This is a genomic window from Neobacillus sp. YIM B06451, from assembly GCF_032667185.1.
Taxonomy (GTDB): domain Bacteria; phylum Bacillota; class Bacilli; order Bacillales; family Cytobacillaceae; genus Bacillus_D.
In genome coordinates, this window is record NZ_JAVFKJ010000008.1 from 38,849 (window position 1) to 60,672 (window position 21,824).

Annotated in this window: 28 protein-coding genes and 1 riboswitch; of the genes, 12 read left to right on the forward strand and 16 right to left on the reverse strand. The window is 46.8% G+C overall.

The features are described 5' to 3' along the window. The first annotated feature begins 111 nt into the window (after positions 1 to 111). Together RB160_RS14370 and RB160_RS14375 are read left to right on the forward strand one after the other, a co-directional pair. Positions 112 to 972: a DegV family protein gene (locus RB160_RS14370; protein ID WP_316571114.1), complete on the forward strand. Its 861-nt coding sequence runs from the start codon at positions 112 to 114 to the stop codon at positions 970 to 972. Between the two features lie 154 nt (positions 973 to 1,126). Then, positions 1,127 to 1,258, forward strand: a complete 132-nt coding sequence (locus RB160_RS14375) for a DUF3941 domain-containing protein (RefSeq protein ID WP_082306811.1) — start codon at positions 1,127 to 1,129, stop codon at positions 1,256 to 1,258. Positions 1,259 to 1,381: 123 nt separating this feature from the next. Here the strand turns inward: RB160_RS14375 and RB160_RS14380 are convergent, their stop codons facing one another. Then, entirely contained in the window at positions 1,382 to 2,245 is an 864-nt protein-coding gene (locus tag RB160_RS14380) for a CvfB family protein (RefSeq protein WP_316571115.1), read from the reverse strand. A gap of 157 nt (positions 2,246 to 2,402) precedes the next feature. Here RB160_RS14380 and RB160_RS14385 point away from each other — a divergent pair, with 157 nt between their 5' ends. Both RB160_RS14385 and RB160_RS14390 read left to right on the forward strand, forming a co-directional pair. Next, positions 2,403 to 2,894: a YajQ family cyclic di-GMP-binding protein gene (locus tag RB160_RS14385; RefSeq protein ID WP_316571116.1), complete on the forward strand. Its 492-nt coding sequence runs from the start codon at positions 2,403 to 2,405 to the stop codon at positions 2,892 to 2,894. A gap of 395 nt (positions 2,895 to 3,289) precedes the next feature. Further along, on the forward strand, positions 3,290 to 4,159 hold the full coding sequence (locus RB160_RS14390; protein WP_316571117.1) for an SDR family oxidoreductase: 870 nt from the start codon (positions 3,290 to 3,292) through the stop codon (positions 4,157 to 4,159). Between the two features lie 71 nt (positions 4,160 to 4,230). Here the strand turns inward: RB160_RS14390 and RB160_RS14395 are convergent, their stop codons facing one another. Then, positions 4,231 to 5,781, reverse strand: coding sequence for an alpha-amylase family glycosyl hydrolase (locus tag RB160_RS14395; RefSeq protein ID WP_316571118.1), 1,551 nt, complete (start codon positions 5,779 to 5,781; stop codon positions 4,231 to 4,233). Between the two features lie 178 nt (positions 5,782 to 5,959). Here RB160_RS14395 and RB160_RS14400 point away from each other — a divergent pair, with 178 nt between their 5' ends. After that, a complete protein-coding gene (locus RB160_RS14400; RefSeq protein ID WP_316571119.1) occupies positions 5,960 to 7,729 on the forward strand; it encodes a glycoside hydrolase family 13 protein in 1,770 nt (589 codons plus the stop codon). A 291-nt stretch (positions 7,730 to 8,020) separates the two neighbouring features. Next, positions 8,021 to 8,587 carry a DUF2777 domain-containing protein gene (locus RB160_RS14405; protein ID WP_316571120.1) on the forward strand — a complete coding sequence of 189 codons (567 nt, stop codon included), beginning with the start codon at positions 8,021 to 8,023 and terminating at the stop codon, positions 8,585 to 8,587. A gap of 103 nt (positions 8,588 to 8,690) precedes the next feature. On the opposite strand, the gene RB160_RS14410 is transcribed toward RB160_RS14405, so the two are convergent. The 14 genes from RB160_RS14410 to RB160_RS14475 all read right to left on the reverse strand — a co-directional run bounded on the left by RB160_RS14410 (position 8,691) and on the right by RB160_RS14475 (position 19,674). After that, positions 8,691 to 9,044: a YisL family protein gene (locus RB160_RS14410; RefSeq protein ID WP_316571121.1), complete on the reverse strand. Its 354-nt coding sequence runs from the start codon at positions 9,042 to 9,044 to the stop codon at positions 8,691 to 8,693. A gap of 90 nt (positions 9,045 to 9,134) precedes the next feature. Continuing rightward, the gene (locus RB160_RS14415) at positions 9,135 to 10,046 is read right to left on the reverse strand and encodes a fumarylacetoacetate hydrolase family protein (RefSeq protein WP_316571122.1); all 912 of its coding nucleotides are present in this window, start codon (positions 10,044 to 10,046) and stop codon (positions 9,135 to 9,137) included. Positions 10,047 to 10,224: 178 nt separating this feature from the next. Further along, positions 10,225 to 11,142, reverse strand: coding sequence for a type II secretion system F family protein (locus RB160_RS14420; RefSeq protein ID WP_316571123.1), 918 nt, complete (start codon positions 11,140 to 11,142; stop codon positions 10,225 to 10,227). Positions 11,143 to 11,145: 3 nt separating this feature from the next. Further along, on the reverse strand, positions 11,146 to 12,108 hold the full coding sequence (locus RB160_RS14425) for a type II secretion system F family protein (protein ID WP_316571124.1): 963 nt from the start codon (positions 12,106 to 12,108) through the stop codon (positions 11,146 to 11,148). Between the two features lie 2 nt (positions 12,109 to 12,110). Further along, positions 12,111 to 13,538 (reverse strand): TadA family conjugal transfer-associated ATPase, encoded by a 1,428-nt coding sequence (locus RB160_RS14430; protein WP_316571125.1) that lies wholly within the window; start codon positions 13,536 to 13,538, stop codon positions 12,111 to 12,113. Further along, positions 13,535 to 14,392, reverse strand: coding sequence for a CpaE/TadZ family protein (locus tag RB160_RS14435; protein WP_316571126.1), 858 nt, complete (start codon positions 14,390 to 14,392; stop codon positions 13,535 to 13,537). Before RB160_RS14435 ends, RB160_RS14430 begins: the two co-directional genes overlap by 4 nt. 19 nt (positions 14,393 to 14,411) lie before the next feature. Continuing rightward, positions 14,412 to 15,119 (reverse strand): Flp pilus assembly protein CpaB, encoded by a 708-nt coding sequence (cpaB, locus tag RB160_RS14440; protein WP_316571127.1) that lies wholly within the window; start codon positions 15,117 to 15,119, stop codon positions 14,412 to 14,414. A gap of 8 nt (positions 15,120 to 15,127) precedes the next feature. After that, positions 15,128 to 16,033 (reverse strand): pilus assembly protein TadG-related protein, encoded by a 906-nt coding sequence (locus RB160_RS14445; RefSeq protein WP_316571128.1) that lies wholly within the window; start codon positions 16,031 to 16,033, stop codon positions 15,128 to 15,130. A 12-nt stretch (positions 16,034 to 16,045) separates the two neighbouring features. Further along, on the reverse strand, positions 16,046 to 16,429 hold the full coding sequence (locus RB160_RS14450; protein WP_316571129.1) for a TadE/TadG family type IV pilus assembly protein: 384 nt from the start codon (positions 16,427 to 16,429) through the stop codon (positions 16,046 to 16,048). Continuing rightward, positions 16,426 to 16,941 carry an A24 family peptidase gene (locus RB160_RS14455; protein ID WP_316571130.1) on the reverse strand — a complete coding sequence of 172 codons (516 nt, stop codon included), beginning with the start codon at positions 16,939 to 16,941 and terminating at the stop codon, positions 16,426 to 16,428. The genes RB160_RS14450 and RB160_RS14455 overlap by 4 nt, the downstream gene beginning before the upstream one ends. 204 nt (positions 16,942 to 17,145) lie before the next feature. After that, on the reverse strand, positions 17,146 to 17,322 hold the full coding sequence (locus RB160_RS14460) for a Flp family type IVb pilin (RefSeq protein ID WP_316571131.1): 177 nt from the start codon (positions 17,320 to 17,322) through the stop codon (positions 17,146 to 17,148). Between the two features lie 24 nt (positions 17,323 to 17,346). Continuing rightward, positions 17,347 to 17,679 carry a DUF192 domain-containing protein gene (locus RB160_RS14465; RefSeq protein WP_316571236.1) on the reverse strand — a complete coding sequence of 111 codons (333 nt, stop codon included), beginning with the start codon at positions 17,677 to 17,679 and terminating at the stop codon, positions 17,347 to 17,349. 99 nt (positions 17,680 to 17,778) lie between these two features. Beyond that, positions 17,779 to 17,865, reverse strand: a riboswitch (cyclic di-GMP riboswitch). Between the two features lie 85 nt (positions 17,866 to 17,950). Beyond that, positions 17,951 to 18,490: a DNA topology modulation protein gene (locus RB160_RS14470; RefSeq protein ID WP_316571132.1), complete on the reverse strand. Its 540-nt coding sequence runs from the start codon at positions 18,488 to 18,490 to the stop codon at positions 17,951 to 17,953. Beyond that, positions 18,487 to 19,674, reverse strand: coding sequence for a DUF418 domain-containing protein (locus RB160_RS14475; RefSeq protein ID WP_316571133.1), 1,188 nt, complete (start codon positions 19,672 to 19,674; stop codon positions 18,487 to 18,489). The genes RB160_RS14470 and RB160_RS14475 overlap by 4 nt, the downstream gene beginning before the upstream one ends. 206 nt (positions 19,675 to 19,880) lie before the next feature. On the opposite strand from RB160_RS14475, the gene RB160_RS14480 reads away from it, so the two are divergent. The 6 genes from RB160_RS14480 to RB160_RS14505 are packed head-to-tail and all read left to right on the forward strand — an operon-like array spanning position 19,881 to position 21,812. Further along, positions 19,881 to 20,102, forward strand: a complete 222-nt coding sequence (locus tag RB160_RS14480) for a spore germination protein (protein WP_316571134.1) — start codon at positions 19,881 to 19,883, stop codon at positions 20,100 to 20,102. A 13-nt stretch (positions 20,103 to 20,115) separates the two neighbouring features. Then, on the forward strand, positions 20,116 to 20,355 hold the full coding sequence (locus tag RB160_RS14485) for a spore germination protein GerPB (RefSeq protein ID WP_316571135.1): 240 nt from the start codon (positions 20,116 to 20,118) through the stop codon (positions 20,353 to 20,355). 40 nt (positions 20,356 to 20,395) lie between these two features. Then, positions 20,396 to 20,995, forward strand: coding sequence for a spore germination protein GerPC (gene gerPC, locus RB160_RS14490; protein ID WP_316571136.1), 600 nt, complete (start codon positions 20,396 to 20,398; stop codon positions 20,993 to 20,995). Further along, on the forward strand, positions 20,992 to 21,171 hold the full coding sequence (locus tag RB160_RS14495; RefSeq protein ID WP_316571137.1) for a spore gernimation protein GerPD: 180 nt from the start codon (positions 20,992 to 20,994) through the stop codon (positions 21,169 to 21,171). Before gerPC ends, RB160_RS14495 begins: the two co-directional genes overlap by 4 nt. Positions 21,172 to 21,175: 4 nt before the next feature. Further along, positions 21,176 to 21,556: a spore germination protein GerPE gene (locus tag RB160_RS14500; protein WP_316571138.1), complete on the forward strand. Its 381-nt coding sequence runs from the start codon at positions 21,176 to 21,178 to the stop codon at positions 21,554 to 21,556. Between the two features lie 37 nt (positions 21,557 to 21,593). Continuing rightward, the gene (locus RB160_RS14505) at positions 21,594 to 21,812 is read left to right on the forward strand and encodes a spore germination protein (protein WP_316571139.1); all 219 of its coding nucleotides are present in this window, start codon (positions 21,594 to 21,596) and stop codon (positions 21,810 to 21,812) included. The last annotated feature ends 12 nt before the right edge of the window (positions 21,813 to 21,824 follow it).

The following is a 21,824-nucleotide window of genomic DNA, read 5'->3' on the forward strand; positions in this document are numbered from 1 at the left end:
TCCTTCTATAATTCCCCTTTTTTTTCAATTATGTCCTTACATGATTGTATTTTTGGGATTAAACCGATAAACTGAGGAAAAATAGATGATTTTGAAGGCAGGGTGAGTGTATTGGCATTGAGACTATTTGCCGACAGCGCATGCGATTTGCCGCTTGCATTTTATGAGGAGAACAATGTCGGGCTTTTCCCACTGAAGGTTCACGTGGATGATCAGGAGTATGAGGATTTGCGCGACATTTCGCCGCAAACGATTTACAGCGTCATCCGCAGCGGGAAAGTACCGAAAACCTCCCAAGCTTCTCCGCTCGGTTTCGAAAAAACGTTCACCGAAATGGCTGAAAAGAAAGAAGACGGAATCTACATAGCGTTTTCATCCGAGCTTTCAGGAACCTATCAAACAGCAGTGATGATTCTTGGCCAGGTAAAGGAATCGTATCCCGATTTCAACCTGACAATTGTTGATACGAAATGCGCTTCGCTTGGCTATGGCCTTGTTGTAAAAGAAGCAGCCAAACTGGCTGCATCGGGGGCATCGAAGGAAGAAATCCTTAAGGCTGTCGAATTCAGAAGCAGGCATATGGAGTCGTTGTTTACTGTTGAAGACCTCGATTATCTGGCAAAAGGCGGCCGGGTCTCGAAAGCATCCGCTTTTCTTGGCGGACTACTAAATATTAAGCCGCTCCTGAATGTGGAAGACGGAAAGCTTGTTCCCCTTGAAAAAATCCGCGGCAAGAAAAAGCTTCTACGCCGGGTCGTCGAGGTTATGAAGGAGCGCGGGAATAATCTTGGCTCCCAGGTAATTGGCATCAGCCATGCCGATGACCGGGAAACCGCTGAGGAAATGAAGCAGCTGATTGTCAGCGAATTTTCACCGCGTGACGTGTATATTACCGAAATCGGCGCTGTAATCGGCGCGCATACAGGCCCTGGCACAATCGCGATTTTCTTTTTGAACGAACTGCCGAAGTAAGTTCGCATGATTCCAGACATAGTTTGCCGTTGACGATTCACGGACTAATTTTAATCCAAAATCCCTCTTGTAAAAATTTCAACACACCTAATCGTATACTCCTTTCCCGGACTACAGAAACTACACTTGTATCTTTGGGAAAGGAGTTTTCCATATGCCACGTACGTCGGATAACGATAAAAAAGCGAAGGACAACAATGCCCTCCGCCACGAAAAAAATATGATGCGAGAAAAGAACAGGGAAGCCGGCAAGAATTCCTATTCGAAAAAGACCGACCATTTATAAGGGCCCGAAACCGGGTCCTTTTTCCATCCTCACTGAATATAAATGCGCACATACCACACTTAACCTTTTAGAAATGACGCCAGTGATCCCTTTTTAGCGAAACGTAAAACACTCACACCCTGATTACTCTTCCTTCTTATACGTCCAAGTGCCTTCCTGATACACTTTTCCATCCTTCATCAGCTTGCCGATGGCGCGTTTGAATGCTCCTTTGCTCAGACCGAACCGTTCCTGAATATCCTCTGGCATGCTTTTGTCGCTGTAAGGCATCGCGCCGTTCCTTGAGAGCAGGTAGTCGTAGATGGAAGCGGCATCCTCCTCGACTGCATCCTGTTTCCTCGCAAGAAGCGAAACATTTACCGTTCCATCCTCTTTCACATCGATGATCCGCCCCTCGACCTTTTGTCCAAGGCGAGGCTCTTCCGCCCGCTGTGATTCATGGATGAACCCACGGAACCCTTCAAGTGTGTAAATCCAGCTTCCCACTTTAGCCGTTCGGTAAATATGCCCCTGCACATTTTTGTTAAAATCCTTCCGGGTTGCGTTTGACGAAATCGATTGGATAACCGGATCCGTCGCAAGCTTCGCATAAAGCCGGAACTGACGGTTCACCCTGATTGTCGCATACACCATATCGCCAACAGCCGGCCAAATCGCCTTATGTACCGGCAAATCCTCTTCACCAAGGAGGATATCCTTCTGAATTCCGATATCGAGGAAAACTCCGACCCCGGCCTTTGTATCAACGACTTTCAGCCAAGCATATTCGCCAGCGGTAATCACCGGCATCTTTGAAGTCGCTGCGACGCGGCCATGCGCATCTGGATAAAGGAAAACCTCTACTTTTTCCCCTTCCTCGTACTCAGCTTCAGCTTCATTGCTGTGAAGAAGCACATCTTCCTCCCCGTCTGTTAAAAAATAGCCATACGCAGCCTTCCGGGCAACTTCCAATGTAATCTTCTGCCCTGCTAATTCAAGTAATGCCACATTTCTTCCTCCGTCCATATGATAAAATTGGCGCAAAAAACGCCTTCGTTATAAGCTGGAATTTTTCCAAATCGGCTCACTGTTGCCATCTGTTGTTTCACTTTCTATATTCTACTATAATGGAAGCAATAATGAAAAACTGTTCGGGAGGTCCCATATGTCCAAAGATAGCTCATTCGATATTGTATCCAAAGTCGATTTTTCGGAAGTCACAAATGCCGTTACGGCCACAATGAAGGAAATCCAGACCCGCTACGATTTCAAAGGGTCCAAAAGCCAGGTTACTCTTGACAAGGAAGAGCTCGTTCTTGTGTCAGATGACGAATACAAGCTAGGGCAGTTGAAGGATGTCCTCCTTGGAAGATTGATCAAGCGCGGAGTCCCGATTAAAAACCTTGACTATGGAAAACTGGAAGGCGCATCCGGCGGTACCGTCCGCCAACGTGCGAAGCTTGTTCAGGGAATCGACAAAGAAAATGCCAAGAAAATCAACACCATTATTAAAAACAGCGGCTTGAAAGTAAAAAGCCAGATTCAAGATGACCAAATCCGCGTTACCGCAAAAAGCCGTGATGACCTGCAACGCATTATCGCTGCGGTGAAAGAAGCAGACCTAACCGTCGACGTCCAATTCATGAATTACCGCTAAGCGGGGACGGCAAGTTTTTTTAAAACAGCGGCACCCAAAATGAAGACAGTTTCCGGCCTGAAATAGGTTCAAAACTGTCTTTATTTCTTTGATGAAGACACTTTCACCCCGCCAAACCCTTCAAAACTGTCTTCATACCCCCTATGAAGACACTTTCACCCCACCAACCCCTTCAAAACTGTCTTCATAACCCCGATGAAGATATTTTTACCCACTAAAGCCTTCAAAACTGTCTTCATTAACCCAAATCCCCAATAAGGGAAGCCTTTACCGGCAGATTTTCATAGAAGAAATCCTCCTGCCAAACCCGCCACCCTTCTATAATTTCCCATGTTAGTTTCAACCCAAAAGAAGGAATTATGTAGAGTAGGACTGTAATAGAGGAGGCAGATACGATGAATGAAAAAGAGTTGCCAAAAGGCGGATTCCCGCCGCAGCACCAGGATGAACAACCTGGCCTGACACGCAAAATGGACCCAGAACCGATTCATGTCGATCCAAATTACAAAGGCAGCGGCAGGCTCTCCAATAAGGTAGCCTTGATAACTGGAGGGGACAGCGGAATCGGGAAGGCTGCAGCTATTTATTTTGCCAAGGAAGGGGCCGATGTGGCGATTGTCTACCTTGATGAGGATTCGGATGCTGACGATACAAGGAGGCAAATCGAGGATGAAGGCAGGAAATGCCTGCTTATACCAGGCGATGTTGGCGATGAGGCGTTCTGCCAATCCGCTATTGAAAAAACGATTGAGAAGTTCGGAAAACTTGATGTGCTCGTTAACAATGCGGCGGAGCAGCATCCGCAGAAGAGCCTGCTTGATATCAGTTCCGAACAGCTCGAGAAGACATTCCGGACGAATATATTTTCCATGTTCTATTTAACAAAAGCCGCGCTTCCGCATTTGAAAAAAGGGGCTTCCATCATTAACACGGCTTCCATTACAGCGTATGCCGGAAATGAAACACTTATAGACTATTCCGCTACGAAGGGGGCAATTGTTTCCTTCACACGGTCGCTATCGATGTCGCTTGCAAAGGACGGCATCCGCGTAAATGGGGTTGCGCCCGGCCCGATTTGGACGCCGCTCATCCCATCGACGTTTGAAGCCGATAAGGTTGAAAAGTTCGGTGCGGATACACCAATGGGGCGCGCCGGCCAGCCATTCGAGCTTGCACCGGCGTATGTCTTCCTTGCTTCCGATGAATCTTCCTACGTCAGCGGCCAAATGATCCATGTCAATGGCGGCAAGGTCGTGAACGGGTAACCTTTTCACACTAAACACTATGTACAATTAAAGCCGGACCCACAATCAGGATTGGGTCCGGCTTTTGCATGTTATTCCTTGATGTCCCCCAGCCTCCGCTTTTTCCCGCGCCTCGCCAGGAAAATGAAGAACCAGATGAAGAATAGCCAAATCCCCGCAATCAACGCGAGGAATGGATAGTTTAGCCCCACTTTTTTGCCGAGGACAAAAATTTCACTTTCATCACGGTCCAGGACAATCGTAAATCCTTCCTTCTCCCCTACCGACTTCTCATGGATGAGCAGCCCCCTGAGTTCGTTCCCATTCGGGGCAACCTGCTCGGGAGACAAGGAAACAGATTGGGTCTTGCTCGTATTGTTGATGGCGATGATTGCTGTCTCACCATTATAAACACGCTTGAATACGGCCATTCCATCCTTTTCGTACAGCTTCTCCATCGTTCCCCTTGAGAGGGAAGGAAGCTTTTGCCTAAGTTCGCTCAGCTTGGTGATATGATCAATCAGCTCTTTATCAGTCCTGAAATTCATCAGCCTGCTGTTATCAGGCGGCGCGCCGCCATCGACCGCAATCTCCGTCCCATAATACACAACGGGTATTCCCGGGGTTGTGTACATATACGTTAGCGCCTGTTTCCATTGGCTGCCCGGAAACTGCTTCACATTGACCATATCCCTCGTGAACCTGTCCAGTTTGTGGTCGTCAAAAAAAACAGCCATTTCATCTGGATTTGGCACATTGTCCTTGTTGGTTGCCCAGCGGTCCAAAATCCCTGACATGCTCCTGTCTGTTTTTACAAGCCCTGAGCGAAGTTCTTCCATTAGCGGGTAATCGTAAAAACTATCAAACCCTGCATCCTTGTATTCATCGTAAAGGCTGCCACTCTCTGGCCCCAAGTCGCCAATGAGATAGAAGCCGTCCTTTTCTCCTTTGACAGCTTCGGAAAATTCCTTCCAAAATTCTACCGGGACATGTTCCGCGGAGTCAAGGCGGTAGCCGTCGAGATTTGTTTCCCTGATCCACCATTTTGCCGCATCAATGAGATAGGCGCGCACTTCCGGATTTTCATGGTTGAAATCGGGAAGGCCGTCGACCCAACCATTCAGCTGTTTGTCCCTGTCCGAACCATCCTCAGCCCCATTTTTCTCATGGAACCACTCTAGCCCTTTTTCTTTCACGAGCTTGCTGTCAGGCCCTGCGCTATTGGCTGGGAAATCAATTAGCACCTTGAGCCCTTGTTCATGGGCTTTTTTCACAAGCACCTTGAACTCCTTGATTGTCCCGAAGTGCTCTTCCGTATTGTAAAAATCGTTCACCCAATAACCGTGATAACCGCCATCCACGTTATCGAAAATCGGCGACAGCATAATGGCCGAAAAGCCCATGTCCTTTATATGGCCGAGCCGGTCGATGATTCCATGGAAGTCGCCGCCATTGTATGCCAATGGATCATTGGCATTCACTTTTTTATCATTTTTTTGGCTGCCGTTATTAAAGCGGTCAACCATCAAAAAGTATATCGTTTCGTCCTGCCAATTCTGTCCATCCTTTTCAACCGCGTGTACGGGCAATACGCCGAAAAGAAGGAGCGAAACCAGGAAGCATGCCGCCAATTTGGCTTTCATGCCCATCTATCCCCCTATTGGCAGGCACACACTCCCGCCATAAATTTTTCCATTCCTATTTCCACATAGTATTGTACCATATGTCTCCCCTTTCAGTATGGCGTTAGGTATAGTTTGACTTTTCCGTATGCGGGTAACTACACATTACGTACCGAGACTCTAATGGGGGTTGAACAGGATGATGAAAGAAGCCATTTATCACAGGCCGACAGACGATTTCGCTTATCCGTCCAGGAAGGGTGAACTCCATATAAGGCTGAGGACGAAAAAGCGGGACGCCTCCTCTGTCACTCTCCTGCACGGTGACCCATATGAAATTGACGATGGGGTTTGGCAGTATGCGGAAACAAAAATGAAAAAAACAGGGACCGATTCCTTATTTGACTATTGGTCCGCGGCTGTATCCCCTCCATATAGAAGGCTCCGTTATGGATTCAAAATCAGCGATGGACAGGAAACGCTCATCTATGGGGAGCAAGGATTTACGGACAAGGCTCCTGAAGATGTAGCGTTCTACTTTGCCATACCGTATCTTCACGAATCTACGCTGTTTGAACCCCCGGAATGGGTGAAGGATACGGTTTGGCTTCAAATCTTCCCGGAGCGCTACGCCAATGGCGATAAAGGAAACGATCCAGAGGGAACACTGGAATGGGGAAGTGCTGAACCTGAAGTTGATAATTTTTTCGGCGGCGACCTTCAGGGGATTATAGAAAAGATCGATTACTTAAAGGATCTCGGCATAAACGGAATCTACTTAACCCCTATTTTCAAAGCGTATTCCAACCATAAATACGATACGATCGATTATTTTGAAATCGACCCCTGCTTCGGGACGAAAGAAACATTGAAGGAACTTGTGGAAGCATGCCACCGGAACGGGATAAGGGTCATGCTGGATGCCGTATTTAACCATAGCGGCTATTACTTTCCACAATTCCAGGATGTATTGGTAAACGGCGCGGAATCAAGGTATAAAGACTGGTTCCACATTTGGGATTTTCCTGTCGTCACGGAGCCGAAGCCAAACTATGACACATTCGGTTTTTTCCCTTCAATGCCGAAGCTCAACACTGACAATCCCGAAGTTGCCGATTACCTCATGAATGTAGGCCGCTATTGGCTGGAAGAATTCAATATTGACGGCTGGAGGCTTGATGTCGCCAACGAGGTAAGCCCTGCTTTTTGGCGAAGGTTCCAAGCTGAACTTAAGGGCATTAAACCGGACTTATATATACTCGGTGAGATTTGGCACGACTCCATGCCATGGCTTAGGGGTGACCAGTTCGACGCCGTCATGAATTATCCTTTTACAACGAATGTCCTGAACCTTTTCGCAAAAGAAACCATGACTCCTAAATCATTTGCGGAAGAAATGACCAGGGTGCTGCATATGTACCCAGCAAATGTGAATTCTGTCGCGTTCAATCTTGTTGGAAGCCATGATACGCCGAGGGTTTTAACGGAATGCGGCGGAGACATCGATAAAGTGAAACAAATATTCACCTTGATGCTAACCTTCAATGGCACCCCATGTATTTATTACGGCGATGAAATTGGCCTTGAAGGTGAACTTGACCCCGGGTGCAGAAAATGCATGGAATGGGATCCAGCCCGCCAAAACCGTGAATTGAGGGAGCACATAAAAAAACTCATCGCCCTTCGAAAAGAAATGCCGATTCTCGCGAATAACGGGGAATTGTTCTTCCTTCCTCACAGCGAAGACGAACCTTGTTTGGCGTATGTGAGAGCTGGCAGCGGAAAAGTGGCAGCCATTGTTTTAAACACCTCAAGCAACTCCGTTGAATACCAGCTTCCGGGGCAATATACGGGCTCCCGTGCAAGGGACTTGCTGGCCGGGGAGAAAGTAAAGGTACAACAATCCTCTGAGAGTACAGTCAGGCTTCCCGGAAGGGGCATCGCGATACTAGAATTGGAAAATGAATAATGCATAGGGTAAAAGCCAGCCGCTACCTGAGGCTGGCTTTTGACATGCTCTAGCCCTCTTCTAAAATTGCGTTTTTAGCCCGGTATCGGATTGTCCGGTTGAAGAATAGTATAGTATGAAGTGCATTTCCGTGATGGAGTCTGACACTTCTTTTAAAAGCCATTTCGTGAAGGAAAGCAATATCGTTTATGCGCCTCAGGAAATGGTATATTTCCGGATTGTTCACGAAAGGTTATAAATTCAGAGGTTTATGTCTAAAAAAGAAGTAGCACCGTTCACGGAGGTAAAGTGATGAATCGACAGCAGCGCGACAAAGTGTATGAAACCCAGGCCAGGGCCTATACAGAGGGATCAATCGAATTTATTAACGAACAATGGGTATTTTTTGAAAAAGAAACGGATGAGGCTTCATTGCTTGAGGAGCATTTTCTCCAGGAGATTGAACTATTCAGGTTAAATCGCTGGCGAAAAGGAATTCTTGTGGAAGCGGGGAAAATTTCTTTCGGGGACGATTGTCTGTATCTCCGAGACCATGACAAGGTACGGGTGAGGAAGCATCTCGTTTATTCCCTTGAAAGGCTTTTGGAGCGAATCCATCAAGACGCCTTTTTCCAATTTGTTACGACGCTGAATTCACTGGGGTTTTCTATCTACGATTGCCTTTATTGCTACAACCACCTTAATTTTCTGAGTGAACATTCCCCAAAAAGCGGAGTTAACTTTATGATTTTCGACAATCAGGAGGAAATTTGCAGTGTCCAGCATCACTTTTGCTATTACGAAAAAGAAACTGACCGGTTTGAATTTACGTTGAATACCGGGAAAAGGCTGATCATTGAGAAACTGGCTTCCTCCTAGGCCATAATCCATTTGATTAATAATGTCACGGCATAATGGCCGTACCTGCTGAATTACTGGATTCGCCTGCTGCTAATTGAAAAAGCTGCCAAATGGCAGCTTTTTAAAACCAGTCAAATCCCATTGGGAGGCTAAAGCCAAGGAGCAGGACAAGGATAAAGGCAATGGCAAATTGAATCCAAAGGACTTTTGTCTGTTCCCTTTTGCCAGTCTTCATAAGGATAAATTCCATAATGGCAATGATCCAAAGGCCGACCGCCGCTTTTAAAATGTAAAGCAAGTCAATATTAATCGAAAATAGCAACATAAAGCCGGTTGCTAAAATAAGCAGGTAAAAGACCCTTAAAATCATATGGGTGATTTTGGCTCCTTTTTCATTCCCGCCTTTATACATGGATAGGGCGACGAAAAATAAAATCGCGCCAAGTACCCAGGTTGTGATATGGGCGTGTGTCATCCACTTTCCTCCTTTATAATTTTCGCTACTATCATACCATAGGCACTATGAAAATCCTAAATATATGATGGCAAAAGTGGAAAGTGCAGGCTATTCCGAGATAGTATTTCTAAGCACGCCGATTTTTTCAATTTCGATTTCAATTGTGTCCCCAGGGCTCAAAAATTTCGGAGGATTGAAGCCTTTGCCGACCCCGGCAGGCGTCCCCGTCGCGATAATATCCCCAGGCTCAAGGGTCATCCCTTTTGAAAGATCCGCGATAATTTGTTCTATCGAGAAAATAAAGTGGCTCGTGTTCGAATCCTGCCTTACTTCCCCGTTCACAGTTGTCCGGATATTCAGGTTTCCGGCATCCCCCACCTCGTCCGCTGTTACAATCCATGGCCCCATCGGGCAAGTGCCATCAAGGCTTTTCCCTATGAAAAACTGCTTATGGCGCTTCTGAAGGTCCCGTGCAGTTATATCATTTACTATTGTATAGCCGTATACATAATCGAGAGCTTCCTTTTTTGAAATCGCCTTCCCCGCTTTTCCGATGATAATCGCCAACTCGCCTTCATAATCCAGCTGCTCGGTAACGCCTCGATGTGCTGGAACTTCCTCCCTATCACCGACTACCGCGGTTGGAGGCTTCGTAAAGACCATGATGTGCTCAGGGATATCCTCAGGGCCGCCCATTTCAATCGCATGGTCGGCATAGTTTTTCCCAACACAAAATACATTCTTTAACGGCCGCGGAATCGGGGCCAATCGTTTCGCATCCTCCAAAGGGATCCACATAGACTGGCCTTCCCTGTCCTCACTGGCCCAATCCAATAAATTCTGTATGTATTCTTTAAGCGGCTCCCCGCCATGGATGATTCCAACCATCGTATCCGGGATTCTATCTCCTTCGCCAGAACGTTTTTCAGCCGCCGCCTTAAGCGGCAGGAAGGATTGTCCGTCCTTGTTTACCAAAACGGGAATCGTTTCTTCATTATGCAGGACAGTTGCTAGTTTCATACAATAGCGCTCCTTAAATGTCATTTTCTTTAGTATATCGAAAAAAACCTTCCGTTTTAAGGGAAGGTTTCGGAATCTTTCAGTTTTTAAAACTATTTTTCGCAAAGTCCAAAATCCAAGTAGAACCTCGCATCGATTTCCTCTGCCGTCACACTCGTTCCCCAAGGAGATCACTCCTTTAAAACCCTTTAATAAACTGCATGACGACTGGGCCGAGGAGGACGATGAACAGGCTTGGGAAGATGAATAGGACGAGCGGGAACAGCATTTTGATGGGAGCCTTCATGGCGGCTTCCTCCGCTCGTTGCCTTCTTTGTTCGCGTACTTCTACCGATTGGGCCCGCAGGACCTGAACCATCCCAATCCCTAGTTTTTCAGCCTGAAGGATACTGCTGATGAAGTTTTTAACAGGATCGACTCCTTCAAGCCGATCCCTCACGCCTCCAAGCGCTTCACGGCGAAGCTTTCCAAGCCGCATTTCCTCAAGGGAACGCTGGAATTCCTCCGCGAGGATGCCTTCCTTTTTTGAGACAAGCTTGCTGACCGCGGCATCGAAGCCGAGCCCCGCTTCAAGGCTTACCGTCAATAGGTCGAGCGTGTCAGGGAGTTCCTTTAGCGCCATCTTCTCACGGTATTTCGTCTTTTTCTTCAAGTATAAATGCGGAAGCATATTTCCAACGGCGAAGCCTGCAAACGCCCCAAAGAAAGCTGAGGATGAACCAAGGCCAAGCAGCAGGCTGTAACCAGCAAAAATAATTGGAAATACAATGCTTGTCGCCGTTTGCAAAAGCCTGAAATCAACCGGCGTCATCCCAAAAGGATAGCCCGCCCGTTCAAGCTTCCTCTCAATTTTCGCTTCCTTTTCGCCGGGCATTCTCTTTTTAAAGCTTTTTTTAAAATCATTGAGTGCAGGTTTAAAGAACCGCTCGTAAAAGGAAAGCTGTTCCCCTTTTTCGTCCCCTTGATCTTGTTTAACATGCACCCCGGTAATGTAGACGGAAACCCTTTTGTCCACATGTTCCTTTTTCTTTGTTCCAAATGTTAATAACCCATAGACAAGAAGAGTAACCGCCAGGAAAAAAGTGAGGTAGACCAAATCCTACACCTCAATATTCGTGATTTTTTTAATGAACAAGAAGCCAATCATACAGGAGGTTGCTCCCATAGCAATCATCCCGATTCCGATTGGATGGGTGAACATCGGTTTCATAAAATCGGGCTGGATAAAATAGAGAGCGACTCCCAGAAATAGCGGCAATAGGGCAATCACGACACCGGACATCCGTCCCTGGGCGGTGAGTGTTTTGATTTGCCGCTGAATCCTTGTCCGGTCCCGAATGGTTTCGACGATTTTCTCGAGGACCGTCGCCAGATTTCCTCCCACCTGCCGCTGAATCAGGATGGCCTGAATCATCAGATCAAGGTCTTCGCTCGGCATCCGCTCCTTCAGCTCATTCAGCGCGTCTTCAATGCTGCTTCCGTACTGCATCGATTTAATTACCGATTCAACTTCCTCTTTAATTGGAGAGTCGGATTCATCGGCAACCGATTTTAAAGCCTGCGGAAAACTGAAGCCAGCCCTCAGTGAGCCAATGATGGTCGTAATCATGTCGGCAAGGCCCTCGTTAAATTTTTCAACCCGCTCTTTTTCTTTCTTTTTTAAAATGATGCCAGGAATCAAATATCCGATTAAAAATCCCGGAAAAAACAATAGCCAGTGGCTGAAAAAAAGGACAAGAAGCATTCCGGATAATCCCGCTGAAATCCATTGAAACGTAATGAATTCGTCCGGCTTCATAGGCACCCCGGACCTTGCAAGCATTGTTTCAAGCTTATTGTTCTTCTTTTTGGTGAGCAGCTTTTTGGTCAGGTTTTTCCTGGCCGCCGTGTACCTTGCAAATAAGTCAATATCATTACCGTTGATTTCAACTTCTACTGAGGAGGACAAGTACCTCTCCATTCTTTTTTCAATCCGTTGGTTGCGTAAAAAAAAGATCTGCAACAATCCATAGAATAATAGAAAAGAAGAGAAAAGTATAAGCAGTAGGAGAACCGCCTTCATCTCTATTCCTCCCTTTCAATGAATACGCTTGGAGGAATATGAATGCCCGAATTCTCAAGACGCTCGTAAAACTTTGGGCGTACGCCTGTTGGAACAAGTTTGCCGATATATTTACCCGATGAATCCACGCCCGTCTGTTGGTACACAAAAATATCCTGAAGGACAATCACATCACCCTCCATGCCCTGGACCTCGGTGATATTCGTTATTTTCCTCGAGCCATCCTTCAGCCTTGATTGCTGGATGATTACATCTAGCGCCCCGGAAATCTGTTCGCGGATCGCTTTAATCGGAAGCTCAACCCCGCCAAGCAAAACCATCGTTTCTAGCCTTGAAATCATATCCCTTGGTGAGTTGGAGTGGCCCGTCGCCAGTGACCCGTCATGCCCGGTATTCATCGCCTGGAGCATATCGAGCGCCTCGGCGCCGCGCACCTCTCCTATAACAACGCGGTCCGGCCTCATCCGGAGCGAGTTCCTGACAAGGTCGCGGATGGTGATGGCGCCTTTCCCTTCAATATTCGGGGGCCTTGACTCGAGTGGGACAACATGGTCCTGGCCAAGCTGAAGCTCGGCGGCATCTTCGATTGTGACAATCCGTTCGTCATTCGGGATAAAATTGGACAGAACATTCAGCGTCGTTGTTTTCCCTGAACCCGTTCCGCCGCTGACAAATATATTCAGCCTCGCCTTGACGCACGCATCAAGGAAGACCGCCATTTCTTTCGTAACCGTGCCGAAGTTGATTAAATCCTCTATTTGAAATGGGTCCTTCGAAAATTTCCGAATCGTGATCGTTGGACCGTTCAGCGCGAGCGGAGGGATGATTGCATTAACCCTGGACCCGTCAGGCAGCCTGGCGTCGACCATTGGCGAGCTTTCATCAATCCTTCTTCCAATCGGCGCGACAATTTTCTCGATTACGTTCATCACATGCTCGTTATCTCGGAATGTGATATCCGTCAGGACAAGCTTCCCTTTCCGTTCGCAATAAACCTGCTTCGGCCCGTTGACCATGACCTCGGAAACTTCTTCATCTAAGAGCAGCGGATTGATCGGGCCAAAGCCCGTCAAATCATTCGTCAGTTCAGCAACAACGACTTTCCGGTCGACAATCCCTCGGAACGATTCATCTTCCTTGATGACTTCCATCGCCATCGAATCAAGCTTCGGAATAATTGCCTCAACTTCTTCATCCTTAAGTTCATGGAGAATCTTTTTATGAAGGATGCTTTTCAATTCCTGCTGCTTATCGGCCTGTTTTTGGCGGATTGGCTCAATAGGCTGCTCCCGTGGAGTTTCTTTTACCTTTGGAATATCAGGTGTTTCCGTCTTTTGCAATTCTGTTTCCAGCTTGGATTGCTCCGCGGCAGGATTGGGAATGGGCGATGCTGTGTTGTTTTTCTCATTGATGCGGTCAAGCAGCTTCATTTTGACATTCCCCCTTTCTTACGTTTCCAGGGGAACAGGGATAAAGCGTTTGCCTTCTTCTTCCCAATCCCTTCCCCCGCCTGGTTGGATGCAATTAGTTCCGCCATTTTAAAAACAGCTTTAGCAATTTCTGATTTTGAGTTCGCTAGTACAAATGGGCTCCCCATATTGAGGGACCTCGAGCATGTCTGGAAGTCATTCGGGATATAAATGGGCGCTTCCTCCCCGAGGATCCTTGCCCCATCCTCTGCTTTTATGACGCTTTCCATATTGGCCCGATTCAAAACAACGCGGACCTTGTCACGAAGCCCCAGGATATCGAGCGTCTCCAGCAGAAGTTTCGTGTTTTTCATCGCGGCCATTTCAAGGGTCGCGACAACAAGGATTTCATCCGCCTTTTCGATCAGATTAAGCGTATGTTCATTCAACCCCGCGCCAGTATCGCAGACAACAAAATCATGTTTCATCAGCAGAAAATCCGCCATTTTTGAAACCGCCTCCTTAGTAAGGAGGTCGGCATATTCTGGGCGTTCGGGCGCAGGCAGGACGCGCACCCCACTACCGTGGACACTTAAATATTCCTCAAGGCGATGTTCATCAAGCGAACCGAAGCCGTCCATCGCCTCCTTGATTGTAAACGTGTGCTGCAAATCCATTGCCAGTGAAACGTCCCCGAATTGAAAATCGCCATCCAGAACAGCGACGGAGTGATTTCGTTTGGATAATGAGACAGCAAGATTGACGGAGAGGATCGTCCGGCCAATCCCACCTTTAGCGCTGCAGACGGCAATCATTTTTCCGCGGGTTTTCGGAGCGCCGCCCTCTCTTGTTGTCTTTTCATCAAACCCCGCCATCTCCATCACCTTCCATCAATTAACTCTCATTTCCTTCCGAAGGACTTGAATCAGCTTTCAAAACAGGCCTCGTATGCAGCATTAAATGGACGATTCCTTCCTGTGATGCCTTGACAAGCTTTACCGCATCTTCCGGCTTCACTTCGAGCGTAACCGCCGTATATTCAACATAAGGTTCCTTCGTGTTTTCCGGCAGGATAATTTTCCTGCCGACAGCCAATACCCTTGCTTTTTCCAGCAAAATATTCGTCCTGAAATCAGGAGCGTCGGCTGCTTTTTTATCTTCTTTAGCAAAAATCACATCGACGTCATCTTCAGGTTCGATCAGATTTGTAACTGACTGTGGCAGATTTAAGGAAACGGATACAGCCCGGTACCCTTCCCTCACCTTACGGGAAACATATACCGTTTCTTCATTTTGGGAAACGAGCCTGTGGGCAAGAATCGGTTCGCCCTTTTCTATCATGGCGTCAGCAAGCTTTCCCTCCGCCTGAGAAATGGAAGGCACCGCTTGCGGCAAGGCCCTGTCTTCAGAAACCAGGATGACCTCAAGTTTCTCTGCTGTTATTTTTTCGTTCTTATCGATTCTTTCTTTCGCGACGACGATTTCCGCCAACGGCGCGGAAGTCGTTTCCTTTTTATCAAACTTCGCCATGTATTGGTAAAACAACACTGTCGTAATCATGCCCATGGCGAGGGCCAGCACTAATACCATTTTTGATCGCATTTTTCCACCTACTCTGTCAACCGTATGGCATAAGCGCCACGGTCAATGCTGCCTTCTTCATAAAAACCGGTACCCGGCCATTTAATGAACATCCCAGTAATGGATGTATCAGTGTTACTCATTGGTTCTGTTATATAAAAATAGGCAAACCCTTTTACTTGGATATTTTTTAGCTGGTTTGAATCGAATTGGTATGGCTTGTAAACGGGTATCAGGATAACCCTTGAGCAATCCCTGTCGGATAAATCCCCGATAGCTGAGGTGCATCCATTAATCAATTCCTGGACAACCGTCCTCGTCTTACCCGCAATATTACCTGTCTCGGTTGGGATAATTTCACCCACCTTAATTTCCTGTTGATACCCGTAACGAAGATTTTCTTCATAAGTCTTCGCACCGGGGCCATTGAGGGCAAGGACGCCGAAAACCCCACTCACCGAACCTGATGAGTCTGTTTTTAATTTGACAACCGTGCCATAATTCAACGGAGTATCTTCGTGTACGCCAAGCGGCGCGACTCCCGCTGCCCTTCCCATTGGAGCGAGCGATGCAGCCGCCGAGGCCCGGACATCGACTGTTTCAAACCCGAACAATCCCACGAAAGCAGGCTTTACTTTTTTTAAAAGGACCACCCGCACTTTTTTGTCTTTCACGATGAGCAGGCTTTCCCTGGAACTAGATTCTCCGTGGTCGGCGAGGATTCGATTCACCACTTTATTGACTTGTTCCTCTGAATTGGTTAGCTCCTGGGCACCGGATAGTACTGCGGCATTCGCGGTTTTTTGAAGCTTGCTTTTCGTCATATAAAGCAATCCGCCGTCAATGGCGAGCCCAGTGATGCAAAGCAATGCCACCATGGCAAGTGCGACGTAGATGATGGCGACTCCCTTTTCTTCTTTTAAAAAATTCCCCATGATCCGTGCCTCCTACTCAACTCGGATTGTAGAATCAGTCTGCGCATAAAGCGGGGTTGGAAAGAGGCTGGACAAAAACGGGGTGTACAGTTTTATTGGATATTTCAATTTCACCTTCACATAATCACCGGATTTCCGAATTGAGCCAGGTGGAGTGATTTCAACAATTAGGTTGCTCGAATCCCCAAGGCGGACATAATTTTTTGCGAAGGATGCTATTTCTGCATCCGACCTCCCCAGCCCTCCTTTGCGGACTGTTTCCTGGGCGGCCATGTGGAGGTGGGCATAAGAGTATGTTACTCTGCCAAAGTCAATGATCCCGACGACCAACAACAATAAAAGGGGAAGGACAAGGGCTGTCTCCACCAATGATTGGCCGGATTCATTCTTCCTCATAAAATCATCCCGGCCCGGAAAAATTGAATGGCGGCGCCAACCGCGATTGCAACTCCATATGGATATGTCTGTTTCATTGCATCTTTATCGTACATGAGGGGAATTTTCAATCCGTTCAACAATCCGGTAAATGAATAAAAAACCCCTTTTAATAATTGTTTCGCGCTTTTGCGGAACACGATAAGAACTAAAGCGAAAACCCCGCCAGCAAGCGCCATATAAATCGCTGATAGCGCGACAAACTTGGCTCCCATTAGAGCTCCGATTACGGCGAGGAGTTTTACGTCCCCAGCCCCCATTCCACCCAGCAGGTAAGGAATGAGAAGGATCCCGAAACCCGCAAGGAGACCGAGAATAGAGTTCGTCAATCCTTCCATCCCGCCTGCCAGCCCATTTACCGCCAGTGACACAATCAGGAAAGGCAGCAGGACCTTGTTATAGATTTTCCGCTCCCTCACATCTGTGACAATACAGATGGCCAGGAGCAGAAACAGTAAAATGGCGTTTATCACTCCAAAAACCTCTTTTCCGGGCAAATCTCTGATTGAAAAAAGCCCCACGTTGACTCCTGAACGCAAGGCTTTCCTACTACATTACAAAATACTCATTTGAATTATATAGATTGAACAAAAGGTTTTCGTGCCCACTGATACCTTGCAGTTGATTTTCAACCAATTGAATAATAATAAATCTTCTATTATTGTTTTTGGAAAAAATTACGGATTTACTTTTTCAATCTCAGTTGTTACATCTGTAAATATTGCTATAATTTTCTCTTTAAATGTGATGAGAATTGTAACTACCCCAATCGCAATAACACCCAAAACCAAACCGTACTCAGTCATGCCTTGTCCTTGTTCTTCAGTTAGCAATGCTTTCATTTTATTCATCATGTTTGATTAGCTCCTTAAATTTTATTATTTGATAGATAAACAATGTCCCACTTTCAAGTCCGTATTCTGAATGGTACCCGCCGGCAATTCTAGTACTGAGCGGGCTTTCCGGCGAACCTTTCCAATCTTTGAGGGCGCCATATTTTCGTCAATGCCCACGACGATGTTGTTTCCGTCCAAATACACAACATCGATTGGATAATTCATGAAGAATGTGTGGATGGATTGGCAGGGTTGTATGAGCAGGCCGTGACCCGCGGGCAGATCCTTTGTAAACATCAGGCCCTTTAGCCTTTTGAAAAAACTGTCGGCGCTGTCTACCGATTCTGCAATTTCCGTCCCATTCGACAGATTCACGACCTTCAACCTTCGTCACCTCCTGAAAATAAAATGACCCCGCCTTTACCGAAAGGGGGGTCATTGGTAAATAAACACACCTATGATGCACCCTGATCTTTCGGTAACTGGCTGGCATAGCACAAACGTGCCTTAGCCCCTGTAGCTTTGCGTCACTGATTTTCATCAGCTTTGCCTTTATCGAGATACAGCGCGCATATCTTGTCGACTGTTCTCTTACTCACATCATAAAATGTTTATATTTGGTTGGATATAGTACTAATTAACTATTTTAACTAAAAATACCTAGTACTTTTGTATTATTTTTTTCACTTAACCCCCTTAAAAAGGTTTCAGCCTCCGAAGGGCGGGTAAATATATAAATTTGTTTATCACGCATTTTATGAAGCTTACCAAGGATGGACGGAGCCTTTTTCCGGTTATATCCGGCGACCCAGGTGATGAACTGCCAATCGAGCTTTTCTTGGCAGCCCTCCCTCATATCCGGCCTTGTTTTTCCTTGGTACTGAATCCTTCTTTTCACTATCCCAATTAAACAGCGGATGGTTGAATAATGGAGGAATATAACCGTATCAGCTTTTTCCAACCTGGCATCCATCGTAGAGCCGAAGTTACCATCGATAATCCATGTTTCTTCATCCATGATTTCATTTTGTAAGCGAATAAATGCGGTCCGGTCCATCGGAACCCAGCCCGGCTTCCAAAAAAGGGCGTCCAAATGGTATACCTTCAAACCAAGCGTTTTGCCAAGATTCCTGGCAAGCGTACTTTTTCCGGCCCCTCCGCTCCCAATTATCGCAATCTTTTTCACGCATTCCCCCTCCTCCGCAATTTTTGGACTTTGAAATACGTGAAACTCCGCCACAGCCATTCCACCGGGCCATACCGGTATGTTTTCATCCACATGCTGCTGACAGCGATTTGAATAAAGAAAACGGCGAAAACAAGAAGGGTTCCTTGTGCGGCTGAAACCTTACCATAAAGGCCGAGGCCATACCCATAAAAAATAAATGTCGACAATATCGACTGAAACAAATAATTGGTCATCGACATTCTTCCGACATTGGCAAGCCAGCCAGCCACGGCCTCGAATTTTCCGGCTCCCAAGACAATCATCCCCGCATAGCATAGAGCCAAAAGCGGGCCTCCAAAAAAGTCCTGGAAAAATTCCGCGCTGTAGCCCTCCCACCCATAATACGGCAACGTTTTCAGGGCCATCGCAGGTAGCAGCAACCCAAACGCGGCAGCCTTGAATTTCTTCAAATGCCTCCCAGACTCTTCAAGCAATCTGAGCTTTGCAACCGCCGCTCCAAACAAAAAGAGTGGCAATATAGAGAATAATGTGATTGGGATAGTCTCAGGGCTGTTGAGAAAGATCCATTCGGATATCCTCATTTCTGTAATTTCCTGAAACGAACCATTTCCATATACAGCAAGTGCCTGCTGCGCGTCAGCTTTATACGTTTCCCATAGGTTTACAGTCGGACCTGCCACGTCAGCCAACAACAGAAGAAGGCCGAGAAGCAAGTTTGGAACGGTATACATGGCCAAGGCTAAGATAAGAAGAGCCTTCCCACTGAACCGCAGGAAAAACAACAGGAGCAATCCGACGCACGCATATGTAATCAAAATATCCCCCGGCCAAATAAGGAATGCGTGAACCATTCCCACAGCAAGAAGAAAGGCCAGCCTTCTCGCGGCGAACACTGTAAAATTGGCCCCGCGCCCAATTGCCCGCTCCCTCATGAGCATAAGCCCGTACCCGAAAAGCATAGAGAACAATGGGTAAAAGCTCGCCTGGGCAAATACGTCAATAAACAAATAGGCAATCCGGTCGATGCCTTTTCCCCACCATTCTAGCGGGTCGATGAAAACATAAGGGGAGTGGAAGCTCAGCATATTGACCAGATAAATCCCTATTATCGCAAACCCTCTCATTGCATCTAATGATGCTATCCGGTTTCCTTCAACTGTCGGCTCCAGCTTACTGTCCATAACGCACTCCCCCATCCATTTTGCATGGTTATGTAGGCGAAAAAAATTGCCCAGCCTATAGATTTAGGCGCATTCCGTAATTATATAGTAGATTTTGCCATCCCGCACTTGTTTTCTCGTCCATTTTCTGTTTTTCTTTCACACTACACACATTCCCGGGCTATGTACATACGATAGTAGGAGAATAATTTCAAAGGGTGTAGCCTATGCCAGCAATCGTAGGTATTGTCCAGGTCATTTCCTTGGGTTCGAGCGCCGTTATGAACATTGGCGATGTTCTGAATCTATCTCCCATCTCCAGTGCAAAAACCTTTTCGGGGGCCGGATCCTTTAATACCGGGGAAGCGATCAGCAACCTGAATAGCGTAAGTTCAACAAATGTGTATGACACAGACGGGATCGACCAGCCTATTGCATTCAATATCTAGTGAGGTGGCCGGCATGAATTTTTATATCCAGCAAACTATCCAAATCAACTTTATTAGAATCGGCGGGATATCAAATTCCTCTGTTTTTCAAATCGGAAGTGCGGGGATTATCAAACCCGCTTCCTATCTCGCGAATACGGGAGGTTTCACCGGTCCTGCCCCTGCCGCGCAAAAACCTTTCACCTTTCCAGCGCCGGCCCCTGGTGAAGAAGGGAAACTTCCTTTGATACAAACTCCTTCGGTTCCCCTTTAAATAGGACTCCATGTCAGGTCGAGGAAGAGAGGTGTACTCCGTGGATATCTATCAAATTATTCAATGGATGCAAGGCCAGCTCCAGCTTTATGAACAAAGAATTACAGCCCTTGAAAACTCGCTCAGATGTGCCGAGGATGAAATAAAGCAGTTAAAGGAAAAACCCCCTATTCATGTCGGGACGATTCAATACAAATTCGACCAGCTGAAGGTTGAAACGTTGGAGGGTACGCTTAGTATCGGCCTCAATCCCCAGGACTTGCAAGGAATTGAGGATTTTTCTATCCCGAGCGGCCAGCCGGGGATGCCTCTTCCTCCGATGGAAATGATGCAGCGCGGGATGAAAGTCGAAGAAGAAATCAACCGTTACATCGAATCAGACCTTCCCGGATTTATCGCTTCCGCGGAAACGAAGCTTGGCGTGCAGCATGCAGGCTCCTACCTTTCCTTCATTCAAAATGACATTAAAAAACAGCTTCCTGGCAGGATTGAAGCACATTTGAGAAAAGCCGGGGCAACCGGGCCTGATGACACTTCAATCGCTAAAACGGCAGAAGCGCTCAAAAAAGAAATCGAAAATGGCGTTCTAGCTTTTTTTAATCATTTGCCCGCCAATATGAAAGAAGGGGAACAACAATGATTTTTCAAACGTACAACAGGGAACTGTCCGTCGGCAGCATCAGGGTTATTGGGGTATCCAGCTCCTCGCTGCTCCTCGTTGGAGATGCGCAAACCATCCAGCTTGCATCCGCCTTTGATACCCCGGCGGAATCCTTGATTATCGGGCCATTTGTTCCTTTGAGCCGAGGATCGTAACACGATGCTTCAAAGAATATCAAAAGTTGATTCTATTTTTGTAAAATCAGCATTATTTTCTTCGACCATCTTAATCGGGGACGCGATGAGAATCTTCGGCAATTCCCGGGCACTTGCTGTCCAGAGGGAGGCAGAAATCTTTTTTGATGAAGAAGGAGACTTTGCCCAATTCAAAGTATTTTCAGAGCCAATCCCTCTCCCTCCGATTTATGAACCAATCCTTATCGACACCTTCCAGCTGAATCCGGTCATCAAGGTGGGAACAATTGATGTGAAGGGGCTTTCGGCAGCATCCATTATCCAGGTTGGAAGCACTCCATACATCAGCATGGAAGCACGAATCCATCATATCAGGCAGCTGCTCGAACGGGCAGAAACCCAATAAGCTGCATTTTATTTGTAGACGAAAGGCGTGTTAGTTTATGCCGGCACTTGTCGGACCGGTAAATATTCACAACGTTACTGGAGGAACTGTTAATTTTGGCGATGTCCTAAATATTTCTCCTAAAAGTACAGCCAAGACCTTTCAAGGTGCCGGGAGCTCAAATACAGGCATTTTCAATGCAACCGGAAGCGCGGTAAGCGGGACGAATGTCCTCGATACGAAGCTCGTTGATCAGCCAACGACCGCGAATATGTAAAATGACATGAAC

Excerpts from the sequence above, each read along its gene's own strand:
- RB160_RS14375 (WP_082306811.1), top strand. The coding sequence starts at position 1,127 with ATGCCACGTACGTCGGATAACGATAAAAAAGCGAAGGACAACAATGCC.
- RB160_RS14385 (WP_316571116.1), top strand. The coding sequence starts at position 2,403 with ATGTCCAAAGATAGCTCATTCGATATTGTATCCAAAGTCGATTTTTCG.
- RB160_RS14390 (WP_316571117.1), top strand. The coding sequence starts at position 3,290 with ATGAATGAAAAAGAGTTGCCAAAAGGCGGATTCCCGCCGCAGCACCAG.
- RB160_RS14395 (WP_316571118.1), bottom strand. The coding sequence starts at position 5,781 with ATGAAAGCCAAATTGGCGGCATGCTTCCTGGTTTCGCTCCTTCTTTTC.
- RB160_RS14400 (WP_316571119.1), top strand. The coding sequence starts at position 5,960 with ATGATGAAAGAAGCCATTTATCACAGGCCGACAGACGATTTCGCTTAT.
- RB160_RS14405 (WP_316571120.1), top strand. The coding sequence starts at position 8,021 with ATGAATCGACAGCAGCGCGACAAAGTGTATGAAACCCAGGCCAGGGCC.
- RB160_RS14410 (WP_316571121.1), bottom strand. The coding sequence starts at position 9,044 with ATGACACACGCCCATATCACAACCTGGGTACTTGGCGCGATTTTATTT.
- RB160_RS14415 (WP_316571122.1), bottom strand. The coding sequence starts at position 10,046 with ATGAAACTAGCAACTGTCCTGCATAATGAAGAAACGATTCCCGTTTTG.
- RB160_RS14425 (WP_316571124.1), bottom strand. The coding sequence starts at position 12,108 with ATGAAGGCGGTTCTCCTACTGCTTATACTTTTCTCTTCTTTTCTATTA.
- RB160_RS14430 (WP_316571125.1), bottom strand. The coding sequence starts at position 13,538 with ATGAAGCTGCTTGACCGCATCAATGAGAAAAACAACACAGCATCGCCC.
- RB160_RS14435 (WP_316571126.1), bottom strand. The coding sequence starts at position 14,392 with ATGGCGGGGTTTGATGAAAAGACAACAAGAGAGGGCGGCGCTCCGAAA.
- cpaB (WP_316571127.1), bottom strand. The coding sequence starts at position 15,119 with ATGCGATCAAAAATGGTATTAGTGCTGGCCCTCGCCATGGGCATGATT.
- RB160_RS14445 (WP_316571128.1), bottom strand. The coding sequence starts at position 16,033 with ATGGGGAATTTTTTAAAAGAAGAAAAGGGAGTCGCCATCATCTACGTC.
- RB160_RS14450 (WP_316571129.1), bottom strand. The coding sequence starts at position 16,429 with ATGAGGAAGAATGAATCCGGCCAATCATTGGTGGAGACAGCCCTTGTC.
- RB160_RS14460 (WP_316571131.1), bottom strand. The coding sequence starts at position 17,322 with ATGATGAATAAAATGAAAGCATTGCTAACTGAAGAACAAGGACAAGGC.
- RB160_RS14475 (WP_316571133.1), bottom strand. The coding sequence starts at position 19,674 with ATGGACAGTAAGCTGGAGCCGACAGTTGAAGGAAACCGGATAGCATCA.
- RB160_RS14480 (WP_316571134.1), top strand. The coding sequence starts at position 19,881 with ATGCCAGCAATCGTAGGTATTGTCCAGGTCATTTCCTTGGGTTCGAGC.
- RB160_RS14485 (WP_316571135.1), top strand. The coding sequence starts at position 20,116 with ATGAATTTTTATATCCAGCAAACTATCCAAATCAACTTTATTAGAATC.
- RB160_RS14495 (WP_316571137.1), top strand. The coding sequence starts at position 20,992 with ATGATTTTTCAAACGTACAACAGGGAACTGTCCGTCGGCAGCATCAGG.
- RB160_RS14500 (WP_316571138.1), top strand. The coding sequence starts at position 21,176 with ATGCTTCAAAGAATATCAAAAGTTGATTCTATTTTTGTAAAATCAGCA.
- RB160_RS14505 (WP_316571139.1), top strand. The coding sequence starts at position 21,594 with ATGCCGGCACTTGTCGGACCGGTAAATATTCACAACGTTACTGGAGGA.